Source organism: Gelidimonas diazotrophica (assembly GCF_055694025.1).
Genome location: NZ_CM146349.1, coordinates 2,990,716 through 3,010,945, shown reverse-complemented (window position 1 = coordinate 3,010,945; position 20,230 = coordinate 2,990,716). Strand labels below are relative to the sequence as shown.

General features: G+C 55.5%; 26 protein-coding genes. 23 read left to right on the top strand and 3 right to left on the bottom strand.

Annotated elements, in window-relative coordinates; genetic code table 11:
- Window positions 1-13: 13 nt before the first annotated feature.
- The 20 genes from KGFNPO_RS14020 (at window position 14) to tatC (ending at window position 14,699) form a co-directional block, all read left to right on the top strand.
- A complete protein-coding gene (locus KGFNPO_RS14020) occupies window positions 14-661 on the top strand; it encodes an MlaC/ttg2D family ABC transporter substrate-binding protein (protein WP_472631849.1) in 648 nt (215 codons plus the stop codon).
- A 17-nt stretch (window positions 662-678) separates the two neighbouring features.
- Window positions 679-963, top strand: coding sequence for an STAS domain-containing protein (locus KGFNPO_RS14015; protein WP_472634491.1), 285 nt, complete (start codon window positions 679-681; stop codon window positions 961-963).
- A 156-nt stretch (window positions 964-1,119) separates the two neighbouring features.
- The gene (locus KGFNPO_RS14010) at window positions 1,120-2,037 is read left to right on the top strand and encodes an ABC transporter ATP-binding protein (RefSeq protein WP_472631848.1); all 918 of its coding nucleotides are present in this window, start codon (window positions 1,120-1,122) and stop codon (window positions 2,035-2,037) included.
- A complete protein-coding gene (locus tag KGFNPO_RS14005; protein ID WP_472631847.1) occupies window positions 2,034-2,807 on the top strand; it encodes an ABC transporter permease in 774 nt (257 codons plus the stop codon). Before KGFNPO_RS14010 ends, KGFNPO_RS14005 begins: the two co-directional genes overlap by 4 nt.
- Before the next feature lie 72 nt (window positions 2,808-2,879).
- Complete coding sequence (locus tag KGFNPO_RS14000) at window positions 2,880-3,122, top strand: BolA family protein (protein ID WP_472613554.1); 243 nt, start codon at window positions 2,880-2,882, stop codon at window positions 3,120-3,122.
- Window positions 3,115-4,365 (top strand): UDP-N-acetylglucosamine 1-carboxyvinyltransferase, encoded by a 1,251-nt coding sequence (murA, locus tag KGFNPO_RS13995; RefSeq protein ID WP_472631846.1) that lies wholly within the window; start codon window positions 3,115-3,117, stop codon window positions 4,363-4,365. The genes KGFNPO_RS14000 and murA overlap by 8 nt, the downstream gene beginning before the upstream one ends.
- Before the next feature lie 8 nt (window positions 4,366-4,373).
- Window positions 4,374-5,024, top strand: coding sequence for an ATP phosphoribosyltransferase (gene hisG, locus KGFNPO_RS13990; protein WP_472615863.1), 651 nt, complete (start codon window positions 4,374-4,376; stop codon window positions 5,022-5,024).
- 148 nt (window positions 5,025-5,172) lie between these two features.
- Window positions 5,173-6,495: a histidinol dehydrogenase gene (gene hisD / locus KGFNPO_RS13985; RefSeq protein ID WP_472631845.1), complete on the top strand. Its 1,323-nt coding sequence runs from the start codon at window positions 5,173-5,175 to the stop codon at window positions 6,493-6,495.
- 154 nt (window positions 6,496-6,649) lie between these two features.
- Window positions 6,650-7,579: a DNA-methyltransferase gene (locus KGFNPO_RS13980; protein WP_472631844.1), complete on the top strand. Its 930-nt coding sequence runs from the start codon at window positions 6,650-6,652 to the stop codon at window positions 7,577-7,579.
- A gap of 11 nt (window positions 7,580-7,590) precedes the next feature.
- Window positions 7,591-8,679 carry a histidinol-phosphate transaminase gene (gene hisC / locus KGFNPO_RS13975; protein WP_472631843.1) on the top strand — a complete coding sequence of 363 codons (1,089 nt, stop codon included), beginning with the start codon at window positions 7,591-7,593 and terminating at the stop codon, window positions 8,677-8,679.
- Between the two features lie 19 nt (window positions 8,680-8,698).
- Window positions 8,699-9,295 (top strand): imidazoleglycerol-phosphate dehydratase HisB, encoded by a 597-nt coding sequence (gene hisB / locus KGFNPO_RS13970; RefSeq protein WP_472634490.1) that lies wholly within the window; start codon window positions 8,699-8,701, stop codon window positions 9,293-9,295.
- 58 nt (window positions 9,296-9,353) lie between these two features.
- Window positions 9,354-9,992 (top strand): imidazole glycerol phosphate synthase subunit HisH, encoded by a 639-nt coding sequence (hisH, locus tag KGFNPO_RS13965; RefSeq protein WP_472631842.1) that lies wholly within the window; start codon window positions 9,354-9,356, stop codon window positions 9,990-9,992.
- A gap of 67 nt (window positions 9,993-10,059) precedes the next feature.
- Entirely contained in the window at window positions 10,060-10,824 is a 765-nt protein-coding gene (gene hisA, locus KGFNPO_RS13960) for a 1-(5-phosphoribosyl)-5-[(5-phosphoribosylamino)methylideneamino]imidazole-4-carboxamide isomerase (RefSeq protein ID WP_472631841.1), read from the top strand.
- Between the two features lie 14 nt (window positions 10,825-10,838).
- Entirely contained in the window at window positions 10,839-11,603 is a 765-nt protein-coding gene (hisF, locus tag KGFNPO_RS13955) for an imidazole glycerol phosphate synthase subunit HisF (RefSeq protein ID WP_472631840.1), read from the top strand.
- Window positions 11,600-12,004, top strand: coding sequence for a phosphoribosyl-AMP cyclohydrolase (gene hisI / locus KGFNPO_RS13950; RefSeq protein WP_472631839.1), 405 nt, complete (start codon window positions 11,600-11,602; stop codon window positions 12,002-12,004). The genes hisF and hisI overlap by 4 nt, the downstream gene beginning before the upstream one ends.
- On the top strand, window positions 12,001-12,372 hold the full coding sequence (locus KGFNPO_RS13945; RefSeq protein WP_472613545.1) for a phosphoribosyl-ATP diphosphatase: 372 nt from the start codon (window positions 12,001-12,003) through the stop codon (window positions 12,370-12,372). Before hisI ends, KGFNPO_RS13945 begins: the two co-directional genes overlap by 4 nt.
- A 92-nt stretch (window positions 12,373-12,464) precedes the next feature.
- A complete protein-coding gene (locus KGFNPO_RS13940; protein WP_472631838.1) occupies window positions 12,465-12,836 on the top strand; it encodes a histidine triad nucleotide-binding protein in 372 nt (123 codons plus the stop codon).
- A 111-nt stretch (window positions 12,837-12,947) separates the two neighbouring features.
- Window positions 12,948-13,172: a Sec-independent protein translocase subunit TatA gene (gene tatA / locus KGFNPO_RS13935; RefSeq protein ID WP_472631837.1), complete on the top strand. Its 225-nt coding sequence runs from the start codon at window positions 12,948-12,950 to the stop codon at window positions 13,170-13,172.
- 78 nt (window positions 13,173-13,250) lie between these two features.
- On the top strand, window positions 13,251-13,745 hold the full coding sequence (gene tatB, locus KGFNPO_RS13930; protein ID WP_472631836.1) for a Sec-independent protein translocase protein TatB: 495 nt from the start codon (window positions 13,251-13,253) through the stop codon (window positions 13,743-13,745).
- Window positions 13,746-13,928: 183 nt separating this feature from the next.
- Entirely contained in the window at window positions 13,929-14,699 is a 771-nt protein-coding gene (gene tatC / locus KGFNPO_RS13925; protein ID WP_472613541.1) for a twin-arginine translocase subunit TatC, read from the top strand.
- Between the two features lie 79 nt (window positions 14,700-14,778).
- On the opposite strand, the gene KGFNPO_RS13920 is transcribed toward tatC, so the two are convergent.
- Both KGFNPO_RS13920 and KGFNPO_RS13915 read right to left on the bottom strand, forming a co-directional pair.
- The gene (locus KGFNPO_RS13920; protein WP_472631835.1) at window positions 14,779-15,471 is read right to left on the bottom strand and encodes a DUF2461 domain-containing protein; all 693 of its coding nucleotides are present in this window, start codon (window positions 15,469-15,471) and stop codon (window positions 14,779-14,781) included.
- A gap of 52 nt (window positions 15,472-15,523) precedes the next feature.
- Complete coding sequence (locus tag KGFNPO_RS13915; RefSeq protein ID WP_472631834.1) at window positions 15,524-16,690, bottom strand: Do family serine endopeptidase; 1,167 nt, start codon at window positions 16,688-16,690, stop codon at window positions 15,524-15,526.
- A 16-nt stretch (window positions 16,691-16,706) separates the two neighbouring features.
- Here KGFNPO_RS13915 and KGFNPO_RS13910 point away from each other — a divergent pair, with 16 nt between their 5' ends.
- Window positions 16,707-17,474, top strand: coding sequence for a Nif3-like dinuclear metal center hexameric protein (locus KGFNPO_RS13910; protein ID WP_472631833.1), 768 nt, complete (start codon window positions 16,707-16,709; stop codon window positions 17,472-17,474).
- 12 nt (window positions 17,475-17,486) lie between these two features.
- On the opposite strand, the gene mscL is transcribed toward KGFNPO_RS13910, so the two are convergent.
- Window positions 17,487-17,903: a large conductance mechanosensitive channel protein MscL gene (gene mscL / locus KGFNPO_RS13905; protein ID WP_472631832.1), complete on the bottom strand. Its 417-nt coding sequence runs from the start codon at window positions 17,901-17,903 to the stop codon at window positions 17,487-17,489.
- A gap of 287 nt (window positions 17,904-18,190) precedes the next feature.
- On the opposite strand from mscL, the gene petA reads away from it, so the two are divergent.
- Both petA and KGFNPO_RS13895 read left to right on the top strand, forming a co-directional pair.
- The gene (petA, locus tag KGFNPO_RS13900) at window positions 18,191-18,805 is read left to right on the top strand and encodes a ubiquinol-cytochrome c reductase iron-sulfur subunit (RefSeq protein ID WP_472631831.1); all 615 of its coding nucleotides are present in this window, start codon (window positions 18,191-18,193) and stop codon (window positions 18,803-18,805) included.
- On the top strand, window positions 18,805-20,217 hold the full coding sequence (locus KGFNPO_RS13895) for a cytochrome b (RefSeq protein WP_472634489.1): 1,413 nt from the start codon (window positions 18,805-18,807) through the stop codon (window positions 20,215-20,217). Before petA ends, KGFNPO_RS13895 begins: the two co-directional genes overlap by 1 nt.
- The last annotated feature ends 13 nt before the right edge of the window (window positions 20,218-20,230 follow it).

Here is a 20,230-nt window from a genome sequence, read left to right as displayed (position 1 = left end):
AATTTTTAAAAATATGAAAATCCTGAATAAATTTATTGTTGCCGTGTTCGCCCTTGTTACGCTGGCATTCGGCGTTACCGCCCAGGCGGCGGAAGAGGCGCCCGATGCGCTAGTCAAGCGCATCAGCCAGGAAGTGCTGGACATCGCCAAAGCCGACCGCCAAATCCAGGGCGGCAACCAGAAACGGGTGCTGCAACTGGTAGAAGAGAAAATCCTGCCGTACGTCGATTTCCAGCGCATGACTTCGCTGGCAGCAGGGCGTTACTGGCGCGAAGCCACGCCGGAGCAGCAAAAACAATTGACCGCTGAATTTCGCAGCCTGCTGATCTACACCTATTCGGGGGCGATTGCGCAGATCAAGGATCAAAAGCTTGATTTCAAGCCATTCCGCGCCGCCGCCACCGACACCGAAGTGCAAGTGCGCTCGCAGGTAGTGCAATCGCGCGGCGAGCCGATCCAGCTGAATTATCGCCTGCAGAAATCAGCCGCCGGTTGGAAAATTTATGACATCAATGTGCTGGGCGCGTGGCTGGTACAAACCTACAAGGGCAGTTTTTCGGCTGAAATCAGCAAGTCCGGCATCGATGGCTTGATCAAGGTGTTGTCCGACAAGAACAAGCGGCTGGCAGACGACGTCGCGAAAACAGCAAAATCTTCCTGATGCCGGCAGTCTTGCCGCTGTTCCGGCCCGCTCAATCGCTGACCTTTAATAACGCCACTGCCGTGCTGGAGCAGGGCTTGCAGGCGCTGGCGCAGCAACAATCGGTAATCGATATGGCCGCGGTAACGACGGTCGATTCGTCGGCGGTTGCCGTGCTGCTGGCTTGGCAGCGCGCCGCCAAGGCGCGCAAGCTGGCGCTCACATTTGAGAACCTGCCGGCCAATCTGCGCAGCCTGATTGCGCTGTATGACGTCGATGACTTGTTGCCGGTTGGAGCCGGCGCGCATCCACTCCATCGCTGATCTTCAGGCTGGCGCCATTGCCGTTGCCTGCCTCGAACGCCTGAAATCTCCCAAAGCTTCCAAATCTCCTATAATCAACAGCTTTGCCGTCAAGGATTGGTAACAATCCCGATGCATTCCGACTCATTTTTTGCGTAAAGTGCCTATCGCGCCACTATGGCTGCCATTCAGATAACCCAAGTCGAAAAACGCTACAAATCGCTGCAGGCGCTGGGCGGCGTTTCGCTATCGATCGAGGAAGGCGAGTTTTTCGGCTTGCTCGGCCCCAATGGCGCCGGCAAGACCACGCTGATTTCGATCATTGCCGGTCTGACCCGGCTTGACGCCGGCCGCGTTACGGTGCAAGGCTTTGACGTCGCCACCGATTTCCGCTCTGCGCGCAAGCAACTTGGCGTGGTGCCGCAGGAACTGGTGTTCGATCCGTTTTTCAGCGTGCGCGAAACCTTGCGCCTGCAATCCGGCTATTTCGGCTTGTCGAATAACGATAAATGGATCGACGAGGTGATGGACAATCTCGACCTGACCGACAAGGCCGATGTCAACATGCGCGCGCTTTCCGGCGGCATGAAGCGGCGCGTGCTGGTGGCGCAGGCGCTGGTGCACAAGCCGCCGGTGATTGTGCTGGACGAGCCGACTGCCGGCGTCGATGTCGAGTTGCGCCAGACCCTGTGGAAATTCATCGAGCGCCTGAACCGCGAAGGCCACACCGTGGTGCTGACCACCCATTACCTGGAAGAGGCGCAGGCGCTGTGCAACCGGATTGCGATGCTCAAGAACGGCAAGGTGGTGGCGCTCGACACCACGGATGCGCTGATCAAGCGCATTTCGGGTTCGCTGCTGGTATTGCATTTGCGCAATAGCGTGCTGCCGCCGGCGTTGCGGCCGTTGCTGGTGGAATCCAAAAAATTGCATGCTAATAACGTCTATCCGTTGCGGATTAATGATTACGCCGAAGTCGAGCCGATTCTGGCTGTGCTGCGCGAAAGCGGCGCGGTGATCGAAGCAATGCAATTGCAACAGGCCGATCTGGAAGACGTGTTTCTGCAAATCATGGATGGAGAACTGTTGCGATGAACCTGTTCTCCCTGCCGAAAGGCTTTCAAACCCTGTTTTACAAGGAAGTGCTGCGTTTCTGGAAGGTCGCTTCCCAGACAGTGGCAGCGCCTGTCATCACGTCTTTGCTATATTTACTGATCTTCGGACATGTGCTGGAAAATCGGGTGCAGGTTTATCCTGGCGTGGGTTATACCGCTTTCCTGGTGCCGGGTCTGGTGATGATGAGCGTGTTGCAGAATGCGTTCGCGAATGCATCGTCTTCGCTGATCCAGTCGAAGATCACCGGCAACCTGGTGTTCGTGCTGCTGGCGCCGTTGTCGCACTGGGAGCTATTTTCCGGTTATGTGCTGGCTTCGGTGGTGCGCGGGCTGGTGGTGGGCGCCGGGGTTTTCATCGTCACCGCATTATTTACCGAAGTCAGCTTCATGGCGCCGTGGTGGATCGTGATCTTTGCGGTGCTGGGTTCATTCATGCTGGGCACGATGGGTTTGATTGCCGGCATCTGGGCGGAAAAATTCGATCAGCTGGCCGCCTTCCAGAATTTTTTGATCATGCCGGCCACCTTCTTGTCGGGAGTGTTTTATTCGATCCATTCGCTGCCGCCTTTTTGGCAGGCGGTCTCGCATGCCAATCCATTCTTTTATATGATTGACGGCTTCCGCTATGGATTCTTCGGCCAGTCTGACGTCAATCCGCTGCTCAGTTTCGCGATTGTGGCCGGATTTTCCATCATCCTGGCTGTTTTTGCGGTCCAGATGTTAAAGCACGGTTACAAGCTGCGCCACTAATTTCATTGAAATCAAACATTATCCATTAGCCTCTATCAGCCCTTATTAGCGTTTACCAGGAAAGATAAAATCGTGTCGACTACACCAGAACTGATTAAAACCTATATCGCCGCAGGCCTGGCCTGCAGCCATCTCGAAGTGGAGGGCGACGGCCAGCATTTCAGCGCGCTCATCGTGTCGGAGGCATTTGCCGGCAAGCGTCCGATCGCACGGCACCAGATCGTCTATGCGGCGCTGGGCGAACGCATGCGCGAAGAAATTCATGCGCTGTCGATGAAAACCCTGACTCCGGAAGAATTCGCCCAGCATGGATAAACTGCGCATCACTGGCGGCCGCCGGCTGTCCGGCGAAATCACCATCTCCGGCGCCAAGAACGCCGCCCTGCCTATTCTGTGCGCCGGTTTGCTGACGGCCGATCCGGTCGTGCTATCGAACTTGCCGCAGTTGCAGGATGTCTCGACCATGTTGCGCCTGCTGCGTCAGATCGGTTTGCATATCGAGCAGGAGGGTGAACATTGCACACTGCAAGGCAATGCGATTGACAAGCTGGAGGCGCCCTACGAGTTGGTCAAGACCATGCGCGCCTCGATTCTGGTGCTGGGTCCGTTGCTGGCGCGTTTCGGCGAAGCCAAGGTGTCGCTGCCGGGCGGTTGCGCGATTGGTTCGCGCCCGGTCGAGCAGCACATCAAGGGCTTGCAGGCGATGGGTGCGGAAATCACGATCGAGGCCGGTTACATTCACGCCAAAGCCAAGCGGCTCAAGGGCGCGCGCATCGTGACCGACATGATCACCGTCACCGGCACCGAAAACCTGCTGATGGCAGCCACTCTGGCCGACGGCGAAACGGTGCTGGAAAATGCCGCGCGCGAACCGGAAGTCACCGATTTGGCCAACCTGCTGGTCGCCATGGGCGCCAGGATCGATGGCATCGGCTCCGACCGGCTGCTGATTCAGGGTGTGTCAGCGCTGCACGGCGCTGCGCATACCATCATCGCCGACCGCATCGAAACCGGCACTTTCCTGTGTGCAGTGGCGGCGGTGGGCGGCGACGTGACGCTGCAAAACACCCGCAGCGACATCCTTGATGCGGTGCTCGACAAATTGCGCGAAACCGGTGTGATCCTGACCTCGGGCAGCGGCTGGGTGCGGGTGCAGATGGCGTCGCGCCCGAAGGCGGTGAGTTTTCGCACCACCGAATATCCGGGCTTCCCGACCGACATGCAAGCCCAGTTCATGGCGCTGAATGCCATCGCCAGCGGCGCCAGTCACGTCACGGAAACGATTTTCGAAAATCGTTTCATGCATGTGCAAGAGCTTAAACGGCTCGGCGCGAAGATCGATACCGAAGGCCATACCGCGATTGTGCATGGGGTCGAGCAACTGATCGGCGCGCCAGTGATGGCGACCGACTTGCGCGCTTCGGCTTCGCTGGTAATTGCCGGGTTGGCAGCGCAGGGCGAAACTCTGATCGAGCGCATCTATCATCTGGATCGGGGTTACGACCGGATGGAAGTCAAACTGTCGGCGGTGGGTGCCGATATCAAACGGGTGCAATAATGCAAAATATGCAACAACTGACGCTGGCGCTGTCCAAAGGCCGTATTTTCGACGAAACGCTGCCATTGCTGGAAGCTGCCGGCATCACCGTGACCGAAAATCCGGAAACCTCGCGCAAGCTGATTCTGGCTACCACCAATCCAAACTTGCGCGTCATCATCGTGCGGGCGTCGGACGTGCCGACCTATGTCCAGTACGGCGCTGCCGATTTCGGCGTGGCCGGCAAGGATGTACTGATCGAGCATGGCGGCGAAGGGCTGTATCAGCCGATCGACCTGAATATCGCCCATTGCCGGATGTCGGTGGCGGTGCAGGCTGGCTTCGATTACGCCAGCGCAGTGCGGCAGGGCGCGCGGTTGCGCGTGGCGAGCAAATACGTGCAAATCGCCCGCGAACATTTCGCTGCCAAGGGTGTGCATGTCGACATGATCAAGCTGTACGGTTCGATGGAACTGGCGCCGCTGATCGGACTATCGGACGCGATTGTCGATTTGGTCAGCACCGGCAACACGCTGCGCGCCAATAATCTGGTTGAAGTCGAACACATCATGGAAATTTCATCGCGGCTGGTGGTCAACCAGGCGGCACTGAAAATGAAGCGGGAAGCGCTGCAGCCGATTCTGGATGCATTTGAAGCGGCTTCGCTTAAAATGGCGTGAGCGCTGTTGGTAGTGTGAGAAAGTAACATACTGCATTTGGTATGTTTTAATACCACAATGTATATATGCGAAAATTGCACTGTTTTTAGGCATACTCCTGCATAAATTATTTTATGGCAGCGATAATCGAGAACACGCAAGGTAAACCATGGCGATCAAAATCCGACGACTAGACAGTTCCAGCGCCGACTTCAAGGCGCACTTAAGCGCGGTGCTGGCGTTCGACGCCAGCGCAGACGCAGCGATCGAGCACGCGGTCGCCGCCATCCTGGCTGACGTCAAACTGCGCGGCGACGCCGCCGTGCTGGAATACACGCAGCGCTTCGACCGGCTGAATGTTGCCAGCGCTGACAGCATGGCTGCGCTGGAAATTGCGCCGGCCGAGTTGCAGGCTGCGCTGGACGGCCTCGCGCCGGAACGCCGCAGCGCTTTGCAGACTGCCGCTGACCGGGTGCGCGCCTATCATCTGCGCCAAAAACAGGAAATCGGCTCCGACGGTTTCAGCTACACCGAGCCTGACGGCACCGTGCTGGGGCAAAAAGTCACGCCGCTGGACCGGGTCGGCATTTATGTGCCGGGCGGCAAGGCGGCCTATCCATCGTCGGTACTGATGAACGCGATTCCGGCCAAGGTTGCCGGCGTGCAGGAAATCATCATGGTGGTGCCCACGCCGGACGGCGTAAAAAATCCGCTGGTGCTGGCGGCGGCGGCAATCGCCGGCGTCGACCGCGTATTCACCATCGGCGGCGCGCAAGCGGTCGCCGCGCTGGCGTATGGCACCGCGACCATTCCGCAAGTCGACAAGATCGTCGGCCCCGGCAACGCGTATGTGGCGGCGGCCAAGCGCCGCGTGTTCGGTACGGTCGGCATCGACATGATCGCCGGTCCCTCGGAGATTTTGATCATGTGCGACGGCAGCACCGATCCCGACTGGATCGCAATGGACCTGTTTTCGCAAGCCGAGCACGATGAACTGGCGCAATCGATCCTGCTTTGCCCGGACGCTGCTTATCTCGACCAGGTTGAAGCCAGCATTAACAAATTGCTGGATCAGATGCCGCGCAAGGACGTAATTTCCACTTCGCTGACTCAGCGCGGCGCGCTGGTCAAGGTGCGCGACATGAATGAAGCTTGCGCGATCGCCAACATGATCGCCGCCGAACATCTGGAAATTTCCACCGAAAATCCGCAGCAATGGGCCGATCAGGTGCGCCATGCCGGCGCGATGTTTCTCGGCCGCTTTTCGTCCGAAGCGCTGGGCGACTACTGTGCCGGACCGAACCACGTCTTGCCGACTTCGCGCACTGCGCGCTTTTCGTCGCCGCTGGGCGTGTACGACTTCCAGAAGCGCTCCAGCATGATCGAGGTATCCGAAGCCGGGGCGCAAACGCTGGGCCGGATCGCAGCGGAACTGGCGTATGGCGAAGGTTTGCAGGCGCACGCCCGCAGCGCCGAATATCGGCTGCAATGAACAGCGCCAAATTGCTTGCGCATAAACTCTTGTCAATCCACGCGCCCTGGAATTTTGTTGGGGGTATGCGCATAAAATGTGTATTTTCCGCATATATTCAGTGCGTATTTAAAAATACAAGTTCTAGTATGTTTTTCTTGCGAGGACGGTTGCAGTGAATCCGTGGCGCAATAAGGTGTATTGTGAAGACGCGCTGACAGGATTGGCGCGGATTCCGGATGGTTCGATCGACCTGATCGTGGCCGATCCGCCGTATGGCTTGGGCAAGGATTACGGCAACGATTCCGACAAGCTTGACGCCGCCGGTTATCTGGCCTGGAGCACGCAATGGATCGATGCGGCGTTGCCCAAGCTGAAGGCCAACGGCAGCCTATATCTGTTTTTGACCTGGCGCAATGCGCCGGAAATTTTCGTGATGCTGAAACAGCGCATGACGATGGTCAATGAAATCATCTGGGATCGCCGGGTGCCGTCAATGGGCGGCAGCACCCGCAGTTTTACTTCGGTGCATGACACCATCGGTTTTTTCGTGATGCAAAAAGGCTATTACTTCGATCTCGACGCAATTCGCATTCCGTATGACGCCGAAACCAAGAAAGCCCGTTCGCGCTCGATTTTCGTCGGCGCCAAGTGGCTGGAGCTGGGTTATAACCCGAAGGATTTATGGAGTGTGTCGCGCCTGCATCGCGAGCATCCGGAACGGTCCGACCATCCGACCCAGAAGCCGCTGGAAATCGTTGAACGCATCATCAGGGCGTCTTGCCCGCCCGACGGCGTGGTGCTCGATCCGTTCATGGGCAGCGGCACCACCGCGGTGGCGGCGCGACGCTGCGGCCGGAACTTCGCCGGTTTTGAGTTGAATCCGGAGTATTGCGCGATAATCGAAAAGCGACTGGCAGCACCAGAGGCGCGGTTAATACCCCAACGCAACCAGCCAACAGAGCCGGTGCGCACCAAGCTCACTGAGATTAAAAAAGGCCAAAAAGGTCGCAAAAAAGGCACGCGCATAGTCGCCAGGCAAACAGATTTTCCCTTTGATTCCTTTTATTCTGTGCAAGACGAACTTGCATTCGATAACCAATAGCAACCATCTCCATGTCCCTGATCGAAAACATCATCCGTCCCGACATCCGCGCGTTATCGGCTTACCACGTCCCTGATTCCAGCGGTTTTGTGAAGCTTGATGCGATGGAAAATCCCTACACTTTGCCGCAACCATTGCGCCAGGAACTGGCCCGGCGCTTGGCCGAAGTCGCGCTGAACCGTTATCCGGTGCCATCCTACGCCGCGCTGAAGGCCAAAATCTGCGCCCAGTTTGGCGTGCCGGCCGGTTTCGACGTGGTGCTGGGCAATGGTTCGGATGAACTGATTGCGATTATTTCGCTGGCCTGCGCCAAGCCGGGCGCCAAGGTGCTGGCGCCGATGCCCGGCTTCGTGATGTATGCAATGTCGGCCCAATTTGCCGGGCTGGAATTCGTCGGCGTACCGTTAAAGCCTGATTTCACGCTGGATACAGCCGCCATGCTGCGCGCCATCGCCGAACACCAACCGGCGATTGTCTATCTGGCATATCCGAACAACCCAACCGGCACCTTATACAACGCCGACGACATGGAACAGATTATTCGCGCTGTCGGCGACACCGGAATCGTGGTCTCGGATGAAGCTTATCAGCCGTTTGCGCCTTCGAGCTGGATGCCGCGACTGGCGGAATTCGATAATTTGGTGGTGATGCGCACCGTCTCCAAACTCGGACTGGCTGGCATCCGTCTGGGTTATATGGCGGCCAGCCAAGCCTTGTTGCAGGAATTCGACAAGGTGCGCCCGCCCTACAATGTGAATGTGTTGAGCGAAGCCGCCGCGCAGTTCGTGCTGGATCATACCGATGTGCTGGAGGCGCAGGCGCAGGCGGTGCGCGACGAGCGAGGGCGACTGGCCGACGCTTTGGCGGCGTTGCCGGAGATCGTGGTGTTTCCTTCGGCCGCGAACTTTTTGCTGATTCGGGTGCAATCCGAGTACATCGATGCGCAGAATGTGTTTGCCCGGCTGTTGGAGCGCAAGGTGTTAATCAAAAATGTCGGTAAAATGCATCCATTACTGAAAAACTGCCTGCGGGTGACTGTCGGCACGCCGGAAGAAAACAAGCAATTCCTCGATGCCCTGAAAGCATCGCTAGCAACGTAACTTTGGCAGCCCAATGAACATGTCCACCCCGCGCATTGCAGAAGTCACTCGCAATACCAACGAGACGCAGATTCGCGTCGCCATCAATCTGGACGGCAGCGGTGCGCAGAAACTTGCGACCGGCGTGCCTTTTCTGGACCACATGCTGGACCAGATCGCTCGCCACGGTCTGATCGACCTGGATATCGAAGCCCACGGAGACTTGTACATCGACGCCCATCACACGGTGGAAGATGTCGGCATTACGCTCGGCCAGGCATTTGCCAAGGCCATCGGCGACAAGAAAGGCATTCGCCGTTACGGTCACGCCTATGTGCCGCTGGACGAAGCGCTGTCGCGGGTGGTGATCGATTTTTCGGGACGCCCCGGGCTGGAATTTCACGTGCCGTTTACCCGTGCGATGATCGGCGCTTTCGATGTCGATCTGGTGCACGAATTCTTCCAGGGCTTCGTCAACCATGCGCTGGTGTCGATGCATATCGACAACTTGCGCGGCGACAATGCGCATCACCAGTGCGAGACGGTGTTCAAGGCTTTCGGGCGCGCATTGCGCATGGCAACCGAACTTGACGCGCGCGCAGCAGGTACTATTCCATCGACCAAAGGCAGCCTGTAAACGCTTGCCGCCGAGTGCATTGATCCGGTTGGCACCTGAATTGTCGAACCTATAAAATATGAATAAAATCGTTGTGGTGGATTACGGCATGGGCAATTTGCGCTCGGTGGCGCAGGCCTTGCGCCATGTTGCTCCCGAAGCGGATGTGCGCATCTCCGGCGCAGTCGCCGATTTGCGCGCGGCCGACCGGATCGTCCTGCCTGGTCAGGGCGCAATGCCGGACTGCATGCGCTGCCTGCGCGAATCCGGTTTGCAAGAGGCGCTGCTAGAAGCGGCGCGCAGCAAGCCGCTATTTGGCGTGTGCGTCGGCGAGCAAATGTTGTTCGACAGCAGCGAAGAGGGCGACACTCCCGGCCTCGGATTGTTGCCCGGCAAGGTAGTGCGTTTTCAATTGGAAGGCCAGTTGCAGCAAGATGGCTCGCGCTTCAAGGTGCCACAGATGGGCTGGAATCGAGTCAGCCAGGCGCGGTCGCATGCGTTGTGGGACGGCATTGCCGACGACAGTTATTTTTATTTCGTGCACAGTTATTATGCCCAGCCTGCCGTAGCAACTGACACCGTCGGACAGACCAATTATGGCGCTGCATTTGCCTGCGCTGTGGCGCGCGACAATATTTTCGCGACTCAGTTTCACCCGGAAAAAAGCGCCTCGGCCGGCTTGCGGCTGTATAAGAATTTCGTTAACTGGAAACCTTGATTCCAGTCATATGCTGCTGTCATCAATGTACATTATCCTCAACCCCTAACTATTCCCACTGCCCGCCATGCTGCTCATCCCTGCAATCGATCTTAAAGACGGCCAATGCGTACGCCTTAAACAAGGCGACATGGACCAAGCCACCATATTTTCCAAAGACCCGGCCGCAATGGCGCATCACTGGCTGTTGCAGGGCGCGCGCCGCCTGCATCTGGTGGACCTGAACGGCGCTTTCGCGGGCAAACCGAAGAACGAATCGGCTGTGAAATCGATTTTACAGATGGTGCGCGAGTTCGCGCTCGATAACGATATCGAGGAAATACCGGTCCAGCTGGGCGGCGGCATCCGCGATCTGGATACGATCGAACGCTACCTGGACAGTGGCCTGAGCTACATCATCATCGGCACCGCAGCGGTGAAAAATCCGGGCTTCCTGCATGATGCCTGCTGCGCCTTCCCGGGCCAGATCATCGTCGGCCTGGACGCCAAGGATGGCAAAGTCGCCACCGATGGCTGGAGCAAACTGTCCGGTCATGAAGTCATTGATCTGGCCAAGAAGTTCGAAGGTTATGGCGTAGAAGCCATCATCTATACCGATATCGGCCGCGACGGCATGATGGGCGGCGTCAACGTGGAAGCCACGGTGAAACTGGCGCAGGCGGTCAAGATTCCGGTCATCGCATCCGGCGGCGTACATGACATTACCGACGTGGAAGCGCTGTGTGCAGTGCAGGACGAGGGCATCGAAGGCGTGATTTGCGGTCGCTCGATTTATGAAGGTTCGCTCGATTTGCTGTCAGCCCAAACGCGCGCCGATGCGTTGAGTGCATAGCGATGGAAAATTAAATGACACTTGCCAAACGCATCATTCCCTGCCTGGACGTCACCGCCGGCCGCGTGGTCAAGGGCATCAATTTCCTTGAGTTGCGCGATGCCGGCGACCCGGTCGAGATTGCCCGTCGTTACGATGAACAGGGCGCAGACGAAATTACTTTTCTCGATATCACCGCATCCAGCGATGGGCGCGACCTGATTTTGCACATTATCGAGGCGGTCGCCTCGCAAGTGTTCATTCCGCTGACGGTTGGCGGCGGGGTGCGCGTGGTGGAAGATGTGCGGCGCTTGCTGAACGCCGGGGCCGACAAGGTCAGCATCAATACCTCGGCGGTGACCAACCCGCAACTGGTGTTCGATGCTGCGCAAAAATACGGTTCGCAATGCATCGTGGTGGCGATTGACGCCAAGCAGACTGCCGCCGGCAAATGGGAAGTGTTTACGCACGGCGGTCGCAACCCGACCGGCCTGGATGCAATCGTCTGGGCACAGAAAATGGAAAGCTTCGGTGCCGGTGAAATATTGCTTACCAGCATGGATCGCGACGGCACCAAGGTCGGCTTCGACCTCGGCCTGACGCGCGGCGTTTCGGACGCTGTGAACATCCCGGTAATTGCATCCGGTGGCGTCGGCGGTCTGCAGGATTTGGCCGACGGCATCAAGGTCGGGTGTGCCGATGCGGTGCTGGCGGCCAGTATTTTTCATTATGGCCAACATACTGTGCAGGAAGCAAAGCGCTTCATGGCGGAGCAGGGCATTCCAATGAGGCTAGCATGAACGCAAATTTCAAGTGGTTAAACAAGGTGCGCTGGGACGAGTACGGTCTGGTGCCGGTGATCGCACAGGAAGTGGGCAGCAATGACGTATTGATGTTCGCCTGGATGAATCGCGATGCGCTGACGCGGACGGTGCAACTGGGAGAAGCCGTATATTGGAGCCGCTCGCGCAAGAAACTCTGGCACAAGGGCGAAGAATCGGGGCATATCCAGAAAGTGCATGAAATCCGTCTGGATTGCGACGAGGATGTGGTGTTGCTAAAGGTCGAGCAGACCGATGGGATTGCCTGCCATACCGGGCGACATTCCTGTTTCTTCCAGAAATTTGAAGGCGCTGCCGCTGACGGTGTCTGGCAGGCAGTCGATCCGGTGTTGAAGAACCCTGAAAGCATTTATAAATGAGTGAAACACTAAATCGACTGGCTGCAGTCATCGAGTCGCGCAAGTTGGCCAATGGCGGCAATCCGGAGACGTCGTATGTGGCGCGTTTGTTTGCCAAGGGCGACGATGCTATCTTGAAAAAAATCGGCGAAGAGGCGACCGAAACCGTGATGGCGGCAAAAGATGCGCGCATCGACGGCGATGCTTCGAAAGTACTGTATGAATGTGCCGACTTGTGGTTCCATTCACTGGTCATGCTGGCGCAGTTCGGTTTGACGCCGCAACAGGTGTTGGATGAGTTGGCGCGGCGCGAAGGTTTGTCCGGCATCGAAGAAAAAGCGGCGCGCAAGGATATCTTGCGCGACGCCGAAGAGTCGCACAAAAACTGAATGGCGGCCCTCTCCCCCAACCCCTCTCCCGCAAGCGGGCGAGGGGAGCAAAGTGAGTCGCTGCGCGGCTTTACATTAATTATGGAGTCATGTTGGATAATTGCATATTTTGCAGGATTACGGCAAAAACCATACCGGCCGAGATCGTTTATGAAGATGATGCGCTGCTGGCATTCAAGGACAATAATCCGGCCGCTCCGGTACACTTGCTGGTGATTCCGAAGCAGCATATCGACACGTTATCGGACTGCGGCAGCGAACATGCCGACCTGTTGGCGCGGATGCTGCTGCTGGCGCCGAAACTGGCAAAAGAATTCGGCTGCGCGCTAACTAATGACGAAAATAATGGTCAAACAGGTGGTTACAAGACAATGATCAACACGGGGCCTGACGGCGGTCAAGAGGTGTACCATCTGCATCTGCATGTGATCGGTGGACCGAAACCGTGGCGCGGCCGACGTTAGGAACGGCGCAGTTGGGTCGGCATGGTCGTAAATTTTTTCGCGCATTTGCTGCACAATGTCAGCGTATGAGGCACACTCTGGCGGTAATGATCCGTCTTGAAAGGAATAATCATGGGTTCGTTAAGTATTTGGCATTGGCTGATTGTCTTGGTCATTGTGATGCTGGTGTTCGGCACCAAGAAAATAGGTAGTATGGGTTCTGACTTGGGCAAGGCAGTCAAGGGTTTCAAGGATGGCGTCAAGGGTGAGGAAGAAAAATCCGCAGCCAAGAACTTGCCGCAAACCAATGAAAAAAACACAATTGATGTTGAATCGAAAGAGAAGACGAAGGATTGAACAGCGCCTGTCGGTACCGCGCATGGCAGACGCCATGCGCGGTACTTGGTGTTGTTTGCTGGCTGTCGCTAGAGTCTTATGATTGATTTAGGTCTTTCCAAACTGGCATTGATCGGGGTGGTTGCGCTGGTGGTGATCGGCCCTGAAAAATTGCCGAAAGTCGCGCGCATGGCGGGCTCATTACTGGGGCGTGCCCAGCGTTATATAAATGATGTGAAATCCGAGGTCAGTCGCGAGATGGAACTCGATGAGTTGCGCAAGATGCAGGAGGAAGTGCAGGAAGCGGCCAAGGACGTCGAGAGTTCGATCACGCGCAATCTATCCGACACCGAGCGCGAACTCAAGACTGCTGTAGGTGGTTTTGACAGCGATACGCCATACACATTCACTACCGCCCCGCACGAGCAGGTTGCTGCAAAAGCGAAGAGCTTTCGCAAGAAGAAATTGGCCCGTACATCGGCCATCCCCACTTGGTACAAGCAGCGTCATGGCGGCAAGTCGCATCTGCTGTCAGGCGCCGCGCGGGTCTCGAGGTATCGTCCGGGTAGCAAAACTTCCCACTCGTTTCACTAGCGCACTAGCGCGGGCTGGCGCATACGCTGGGAATGTTCAAACCAAAGCGGATGCCAGCAAGATGCTCGATGCACTGCGGTGCGCACTTTGGTTTGAATCCACAGGAGATCGGCCGGTTCCTGCAGTGCTTTTTTCAGGGTTAAGCCCCCATTCACTCTCTTAATTTATATGCCAGCAAGCCCTATGTCTGAAGAACCAAAAACAGGTATGGAAGACACCTTCATTTCACATCTGGTCGAGTTGCGCGACCGACTGGTGCGGGCTTCGATTGGTGTGCTGATCATCTGCGGCCTGTTGTTCCTGTGGCCCGGCCCGGCGCATATCTACGACTTCCTGGCACGCCCCATGATGGCTTCATTACCATCCGGCGCCAAGATGATCGCCACCGGAGTGATTTCCCCTTTCATGGTGCCAATGAAGGTCACGCTCCTGCTGGCATTCATCCTGGCCTTGCCTTGGGTGTTATATCAGGTCTGGGCCTTTATCGCGCCTGGATTGTATCTGCACGAAAAGAAACTGGTCATCCCGCTGGTGGTGTCTTCGTCGCTGTTGTTTTTGACGGGAATTGCATTTTGTTATTTTCTGGTATTCGGCCGGGTATTCAAATTCATTAACGAATTCGCGCCCGCTTCCATCACGGTGGCGCCTGATATAGAGAATTACCTGGATTTTGTGATGTCGATGTGCCTGGCTTTCGGCTTGACGTTCGAGGTGCCGATTGTGGTGATCGTACTGGTGCGGATGGGGGTGGTGACGCTGGAAAAATTGAAGTCGATTCGGCCTTACGTCATCGTCGGTTCTTTCGTGATCGCTGCCATCGTGACGCCGCCCGATGTAGTAAGCCAGTTTTCACTGGCAGTGCCGATGTGCCTGTTGTATGAACTGGGGTTGCTGGTGGCCCCGATTTTTGCCAAGGCAACGCAAGCACCGGCTAAAGAAGCGCCTGAAGCCTGAGTGTGTTCATATACTCATCTATGCAATGGCAATTTTCGCACTGAATCAAAGGGGAGTTAACATATACCCCTGCAATAATTCAGGAAGAGCATTGCTCTAGTTGCGGCACCTCACGCAGCCACGCCACCAGCGCATAAGCATCGTGGAAACCCGCAAGCAGGGTCGCGGTGGCTTCTTCCGGCGCGTTCCGGTTCAACTCGGACTCCTTCCAGACGAAATAATTTTTTAGCTTGATTTGCTCGATATGCGGCAAATCTGCCGCGAATCCTTTGGGCGGGCGTGTCAATTTACCTTCTTCATAGAAGCCGCCGAATGCGCCTTGCAGCTTCCTGTCCTTGAGCAGTTTGCCAAAGCCTTGCGCATCCATGGTGATCTGCTGGCGAATGGCGCGCAAACGCTGTGGTGGCGGCGCGTATTCGCCGGCACCAAACTGCAGTTGTCCGGCCGCATTGATCAGAAAATAATAGACCGGGCCGCCGCCCTCGCTCGGTTTCTTGCGCCCGCTCGGCAAGATCGAAGCGGAAAACGTAGTTTTGTAGGGTCTTTTATCCTTTGAGAAGCGCATGTCGCGGTTGATTCGGAACAGGGCCTTTTTAGGATCGCAACCGGCAACGGGCGGATCAAAAACAGCAATCTCGGCAATCAGGCCGCTGACGAGCGCCAGAAATTCTTCGCGCAGTATGTCGTAACGCGGCCGGTTCATTGCGAACCAGGCGCGGTTGTTGTTTTCGCTTAATTCAGTGAGAAACTGAATCAGGTCACGGATGTGCATGGCGGAAATCGTGTGGTCTGGTGCGGGTGGTGCTGAAGTATCGTCCGTATTTTCATTGTTCGCGCTGAATTTTCGGGCGCTTGCCAATAGTGACTTGTATTACGGATTTCTGGTTGCGGCGCGAAATGGTGAATTTTGCCTTATTGCCGGGAGTTAGTTGCGCGATCAGGTTGAGCATTTCCGTGATATCGGTGACAGGCTTGTCTTCAATCGCGACCAGTATGTCGCCCGGCTTGATTCCGGCTTTATCGGCCGGGCCGTCGCGCAGGACGCCGGCGATGATGGCCCCGGCCTTCGTGGTCAGGCCAAAGCTTTCCGCCAGTTCTGGCGTGATATCTTGCGGTTCGACACCGATCCAGCCGCGCACTACCTGGCCGGTACTTATGATCGATTCCATGACTGTCTTGACGGTCGAGACCGGGATGGCAAAACCGATTCCGAGTGAACCGCCGCTACTGGAATAGATGGCAGTGTTGATGCCGAGCAGGTTGCCATTGGTGTCGATCAGCGCACCGCCCGAATTGCCTGGATTGATGGCGGCGTCGGTCTGGATGAAATTCTCGAAGGTATTGATGCCAAGATGATTGCGTCCCAACGCCGAAATAATGCCCATGGTGACCGTCTGACCGACACCGAATGGATTGCCAATGGCAAGTACAGGATCGCCAACCCGAACTTGTTCGATGCGTCCCAAGGTAATGGCAGGCAGATTCGGCACATCGATCTTGATCACGGCCAAGTCTGTTTCAGGGTCGGCGCCCACCACTTTAGCAACCGCCTTGCGCCCATCGGCAAGAGCTACTTCAATTTCATCGGCTGCTTCGACTACATGATTGTTGGTCAAAATATAGCCTTGCTGGCTGATTACGACACCGGAACCGAGACTCGATTGCTTTTCTTCCTGCGCGCCATAGCCGTCGCCAAAGAATTTCTTGAAAAAAGGGTCGTCCAGGTAGGGGTTTTTCAGCTGCCTGGCTTCCTTGGTGGTGTATATATTTACCACCGAGGGCATGGCGCGCTTGGCAGCGTCCCGATAAGAATTTTGCGCTGGCGACTGCGATGGCATCGCTTCCTGTATTGATACCGAAGAAGATGCAATGCGCAGGTTTTGCGAGCCGCCAAGTCTGCCGGTCCAATCCGGTTTCAAGGTCGTTACAATGAACCATACGGCCAGACCAATAGTCACGGCTTGTGCAAATAATAACCAAAAACGTCGCATATGAAGGTAAGGGAAAATGAATCAACAATCGGTAAATAGGGATGAGTTGGCAAAATTTCTAGCGCTCACCTTGGAAATTACACGTTTTAACGATTATTGTCCAAACGGATTGCAGGTGGCAGGAATTGCATCGATAAAAACGCTCGTCACGGGAGTGACTGCCAATCTGGCCTTGCTTGAAGCTGCAATCGACCTGAAGGCGGACGCAGTACTGGTACACCACGGTTATTTCTGGCGCGGGGAAGATCCGTGCATAGTGGGCATCAAGCAAAAGAGATTGAAATTGTTACTAGCGCACGACATGAGCTTGTTCGCCTATCATCTGCCGCTGGATGCGCATCCAACCCTGGGAAACAATGCGCAACTAGCCAAAGTGCTTGAACTGTCTACGGATGCTCGCTTTGGCGCCGATGATTTAGGTTGTCTTGGCACTGCCATGAACGCATCTATCAGAACCGCATCAGATCTGGCGCTCCTGGTGGAAGCAAAACTAGGCCGGCGGCCATTGCTTATAGGCGATTCGGCGCAGCCTGTGCGCCGAATCGCCTGGTGTACCGGTGCGGCACAAAATTTCATGGTGGATGCCATTGCGGCTGGAGCGGATATTTACCTAAGCGGTGAAATCTCGGAGCCGACCGTCCATCTGGCGCGCGAAGCTGGCGTTGCCTACCTGGCTTGTGGTCATCACGCGACTGAACGCTACGGGGTGCAGGCACTGGGCCAATTTCTGTCCCAGCAGTTTGGCATTACACATCATTTTATTGATATCGACAATCCGGTGTAGCGGATAGAGGGATTATCGGGTTTTAAGTGCATCGCGGATTTCGCGCAGCAGAATCACCTCTTCTGGCGTGACTGCGGGTGCGAGAGGCGGTTCTGCCTGTTTCATTTTATTAAACAAGCGAATCATCTGGAAAATAATGAAAGCCAGAATGATAAAGTTTAACGAAATAGTGATGAAGTTGCCGTAGGCCAGCACAGCGCCCGCTTTTTTCGCCTCTGCCAGTGCTAGTCCGGTGCTTTGCCCGTTCAGCGGCAGGTAATAGTTGGAAAAATCCAGTCCGCCCACCATAGTTCCGACAATCGGCATGATGATGTCTTCCACTAGCGAAGCGACAATTTTTCCGAACGCTGCGCCGATAATTACACCGACGGCCAGATCCATGACGTTGCCTCTGGAAATAAAGCTTTTAAATTCTCGTACCATGCTCATGGGATTCTCCTGCTTGTCGTTGTTATAAGCTTAATTTGATTCTGGCTTTGTACTTTGCATGAAATCAAGCGGAATGCAAGCCATTGAATTTTGATCTTAGAGCCTGTTTTTCCATTGATGGGTGCTGCCAGAGCGTCCTGCGATAAAAACTTGTGTAAGTTGGACTGCTGGTAATTTTTCTTTATAAGAAACGCAAGCTCCGTTATAATTTAGAGTTGATAGAAGCCCTGTATAAATTTCTAATGGTGCTTCGCGCAAGTTTCGTATTTTGACTGATTGGGGTTGGTATGAGTAACGAAAAGCAGGTCGATTCGGGCCGACGCGGTTTGCTCGTGGCCACGGCTGCGATAGGTGGCGTGGCTGGTTTGGCAACGGCGGGAGCATTGGTAAGTACCTTTCAGCCATCCGAGCGAGCTAAGGCTGCCGGTGCGCCGGTGGAGGTGGATATCTCGAGTCTGAAGCCAGGTGAAATGAAAGTTGTAGCTTGGCGCGGCAAGCCAGTATGGCTGTTAAAGCGCACCCCTGAAATGATGGCTGAATTGTCCAAAATTGAGGATAAACTGGCCGACCCTGTGTCAGAAAAATCCTATACGATGGATTTGCCGTCCTATTGCGATAAGCATACGCGGTCACGTCCTGAACACAAGGACGTCTTGATCGCTGTTGGTATTTGCCCTCATCTGGGCTGTTCTCCGAACTCCAAGTTTCAGGCTGGCGCACAACCTTCATTGCCGGATGACTGGGCTGGCGGCTTTCTCTGCCCTTGCCATGGATCAACATTCGACCTGGCTGGGCGCGTATACAAGAACAAGCCTTCGCCAACCAATCTGGACGTCCCTCGTCATATGTATCTGTCGGATTCCAAAATCATTATCGGTAAAGACGAGAAAGGTGAGGCATAATCATGGCGTTTCATGAAAAGCAACTTCCGGCCGATGCACCATTAGCTGCCAAGGCGATGAATTGGATTGATTCCCGCTTCCCGCTAACATCGACCTATAAAGCGCATTTGTCCGAATATTACGCACCGAAAAACTTTAACTTCTGGTATTTCTTCGGTTCGCTCGCCATGCTGGTGCTGGTGATGCAGATCGTTACCGGAATTTTCTTGACCATGCATTACAAGCCTGACGCGGCACTCGCATTCTCCTCGGTTGAGTACATCATGCGCGACGTGCCATGGGGTTGGCTGGTGCGCTATATGCATTCCACAGGCGCTTCCGCATTTTTCATCGTGGTCTATCTGCACATGGTCCGCGGCTTGCTCTACGGTTCCTACCGCAAGCCACGTGAACTGGTCTGGTTGTTTGGTGTCGGCATCTTCCTGTGCCTGATGGCTGAAGCTTTCATGGGCTATTTATTGCCATGGGGGCAAATGTCTTACTGGGGTGCGCAGGTGATCGTCAATTTGTTCGGCGCCATTCCATTCATCGGTCCAGATCTGTCATTGTGGATTCGTGGGGATTACGTGGTGGGTGATGCGACTCTGAATCGGTTTTTCTCGTTCCACGTTATTGCAGTTCCTTTAGTGCTGTTGGGCTTGGTTGTCGCCCATATTATTGCGCTGCATGAAGTAGGTTCGAATAACCCTGACGGAATCGAGATCAAGGACACGACAGATGCGAACGGCGTTCCGCTCGACGGCATTCCTTTCCATCCGTATTACTCTGTTCATGACATGGTGGGCGTGACTGCATTCCTGATCATATTCTCAGCAGTCATATTTTTTGCTCCGGAAATGGGAGGCTACTTCCTTGAGTACAATAACTTCGTCCCGGCCGATCCACTGACGACGCCATTGCACATTGCGCCAACCTGGTACTTCACGCCGTTCTACTCGGTGCTGCGTGCGACCACGGCGGACTTTATGTATGTGTTGATGGCTGCGATTGCCGCCTACGTCGTGTTCATTTGGCTCAAATCGCGCCTGTCGACCAAGATCAAGGCGGCCATTGCCGTGATTGCACTGATCGCCATCGTCGGTATGCTGCCAAGCATCCTGGACGCGAAATTCTGGGGCGTGGTCTTGTTCGGTTTGTCGGTCGTGATCCTGGCGTTCCTGCCTTGGTTGGATTACTCGAAAGCCAAGTCGATTCGCTACCGTCCGCAATGGCATAAGTACGTATACATCTTGTTCGGCATCGCGTTCCTGACGCTTGGTTACCTCGGTACCCAACCACCTACCGCTACCCGCACTCTTGTTGCGCAAGTGTGCACCCTGTTCTACTTTAGCTTCTTCTTGTTAATGCCGTGGTGGAGCGCAATGGGTACATTCAAGACCGTGCCAGACCGTGTCACTTTTCATTCGCACTAAGCGCAAAAGGGAT

What these genes read in the sequence shown, in the direction of transcription:
- KGFNPO_RS14020 (WP_472631849.1), top strand. Translation starts at nt 14, where the DNA reads ATGAAAATCCTGAATAAATTTATTGTTGCCGTGTTCGCCCTTGTTACG.
- KGFNPO_RS14010 (WP_472631848.1), top strand. Translation starts at nt 1,120, where the DNA reads ATGGCTGCCATTCAGATAACCCAAGTCGAAAAACGCTACAAATCGCTG.
- KGFNPO_RS14005 (WP_472631847.1), top strand. Translation starts at nt 2,034, where the DNA reads ATGAACCTGTTCTCCCTGCCGAAAGGCTTTCAAACCCTGTTTTACAAG.
- murA (WP_472631846.1), top strand. Translation starts at nt 3,115, where the DNA reads ATGGATAAACTGCGCATCACTGGCGGCCGCCGGCTGTCCGGCGAAATC.
- hisG (WP_472615863.1), top strand. Translation starts at nt 4,374, where the DNA reads ATGCAACAACTGACGCTGGCGCTGTCCAAAGGCCGTATTTTCGACGAA.
- hisD (WP_472631845.1), top strand. Translation starts at nt 5,173, where the DNA reads ATGGCGATCAAAATCCGACGACTAGACAGTTCCAGCGCCGACTTCAAG.
- hisC (WP_472631843.1), top strand. Translation starts at nt 7,591, where the DNA reads ATGTCCCTGATCGAAAACATCATCCGTCCCGACATCCGCGCGTTATCG.
- hisB (WP_472634490.1), top strand. Translation starts at nt 8,699, where the DNA reads ATGTCCACCCCGCGCATTGCAGAAGTCACTCGCAATACCAACGAGACG.
- hisH (WP_472631842.1), top strand. Translation starts at nt 9,354, where the DNA reads ATGAATAAAATCGTTGTGGTGGATTACGGCATGGGCAATTTGCGCTCG.
- hisA (WP_472631841.1), top strand. Translation starts at nt 10,060, where the DNA reads ATGCTGCTCATCCCTGCAATCGATCTTAAAGACGGCCAATGCGTACGC.
- hisF (WP_472631840.1), top strand. Translation starts at nt 10,839, where the DNA reads ATGACACTTGCCAAACGCATCATTCCCTGCCTGGACGTCACCGCCGGC.
- hisI (WP_472631839.1), top strand. Translation starts at nt 11,600, where the DNA reads ATGAACGCAAATTTCAAGTGGTTAAACAAGGTGCGCTGGGACGAGTAC.
- KGFNPO_RS13945 (WP_472613545.1), top strand. Translation starts at nt 12,001, where the DNA reads ATGAGTGAAACACTAAATCGACTGGCTGCAGTCATCGAGTCGCGCAAG.
- tatA (WP_472631837.1), top strand. Translation starts at nt 12,948, where the DNA reads ATGGGTTCGTTAAGTATTTGGCATTGGCTGATTGTCTTGGTCATTGTG.
- tatB (WP_472631836.1), top strand. Translation starts at nt 13,251, where the DNA reads ATGATTGATTTAGGTCTTTCCAAACTGGCATTGATCGGGGTGGTTGCG.
- tatC (WP_472613541.1), top strand. Translation starts at nt 13,929, where the DNA reads ATGTCTGAAGAACCAAAAACAGGTATGGAAGACACCTTCATTTCACAT.
- KGFNPO_RS13920 (WP_472631835.1), bottom strand. Translation starts at nt 15,471, where the DNA reads ATGCACATCCGTGACCTGATTCAGTTTCTCACTGAATTAAGCGAAAAC.
- KGFNPO_RS13915 (WP_472631834.1), bottom strand. Translation starts at nt 16,690, where the DNA reads ATGCGACGTTTTTGGTTATTATTTGCACAAGCCGTGACTATTGGTCTG.
- KGFNPO_RS13910 (WP_472631833.1), top strand. Translation starts at nt 16,707, where the DNA reads ATGAATCAACAATCGGTAAATAGGGATGAGTTGGCAAAATTTCTAGCG.
- mscL (WP_472631832.1), bottom strand. Translation starts at nt 17,903, where the DNA reads ATGAGCATGGTACGAGAATTTAAAAGCTTTATTTCCAGAGGCAACGTC.
- petA (WP_472631831.1), top strand. Translation starts at nt 18,191, where the DNA reads ATGAGTAACGAAAAGCAGGTCGATTCGGGCCGACGCGGTTTGCTCGTG.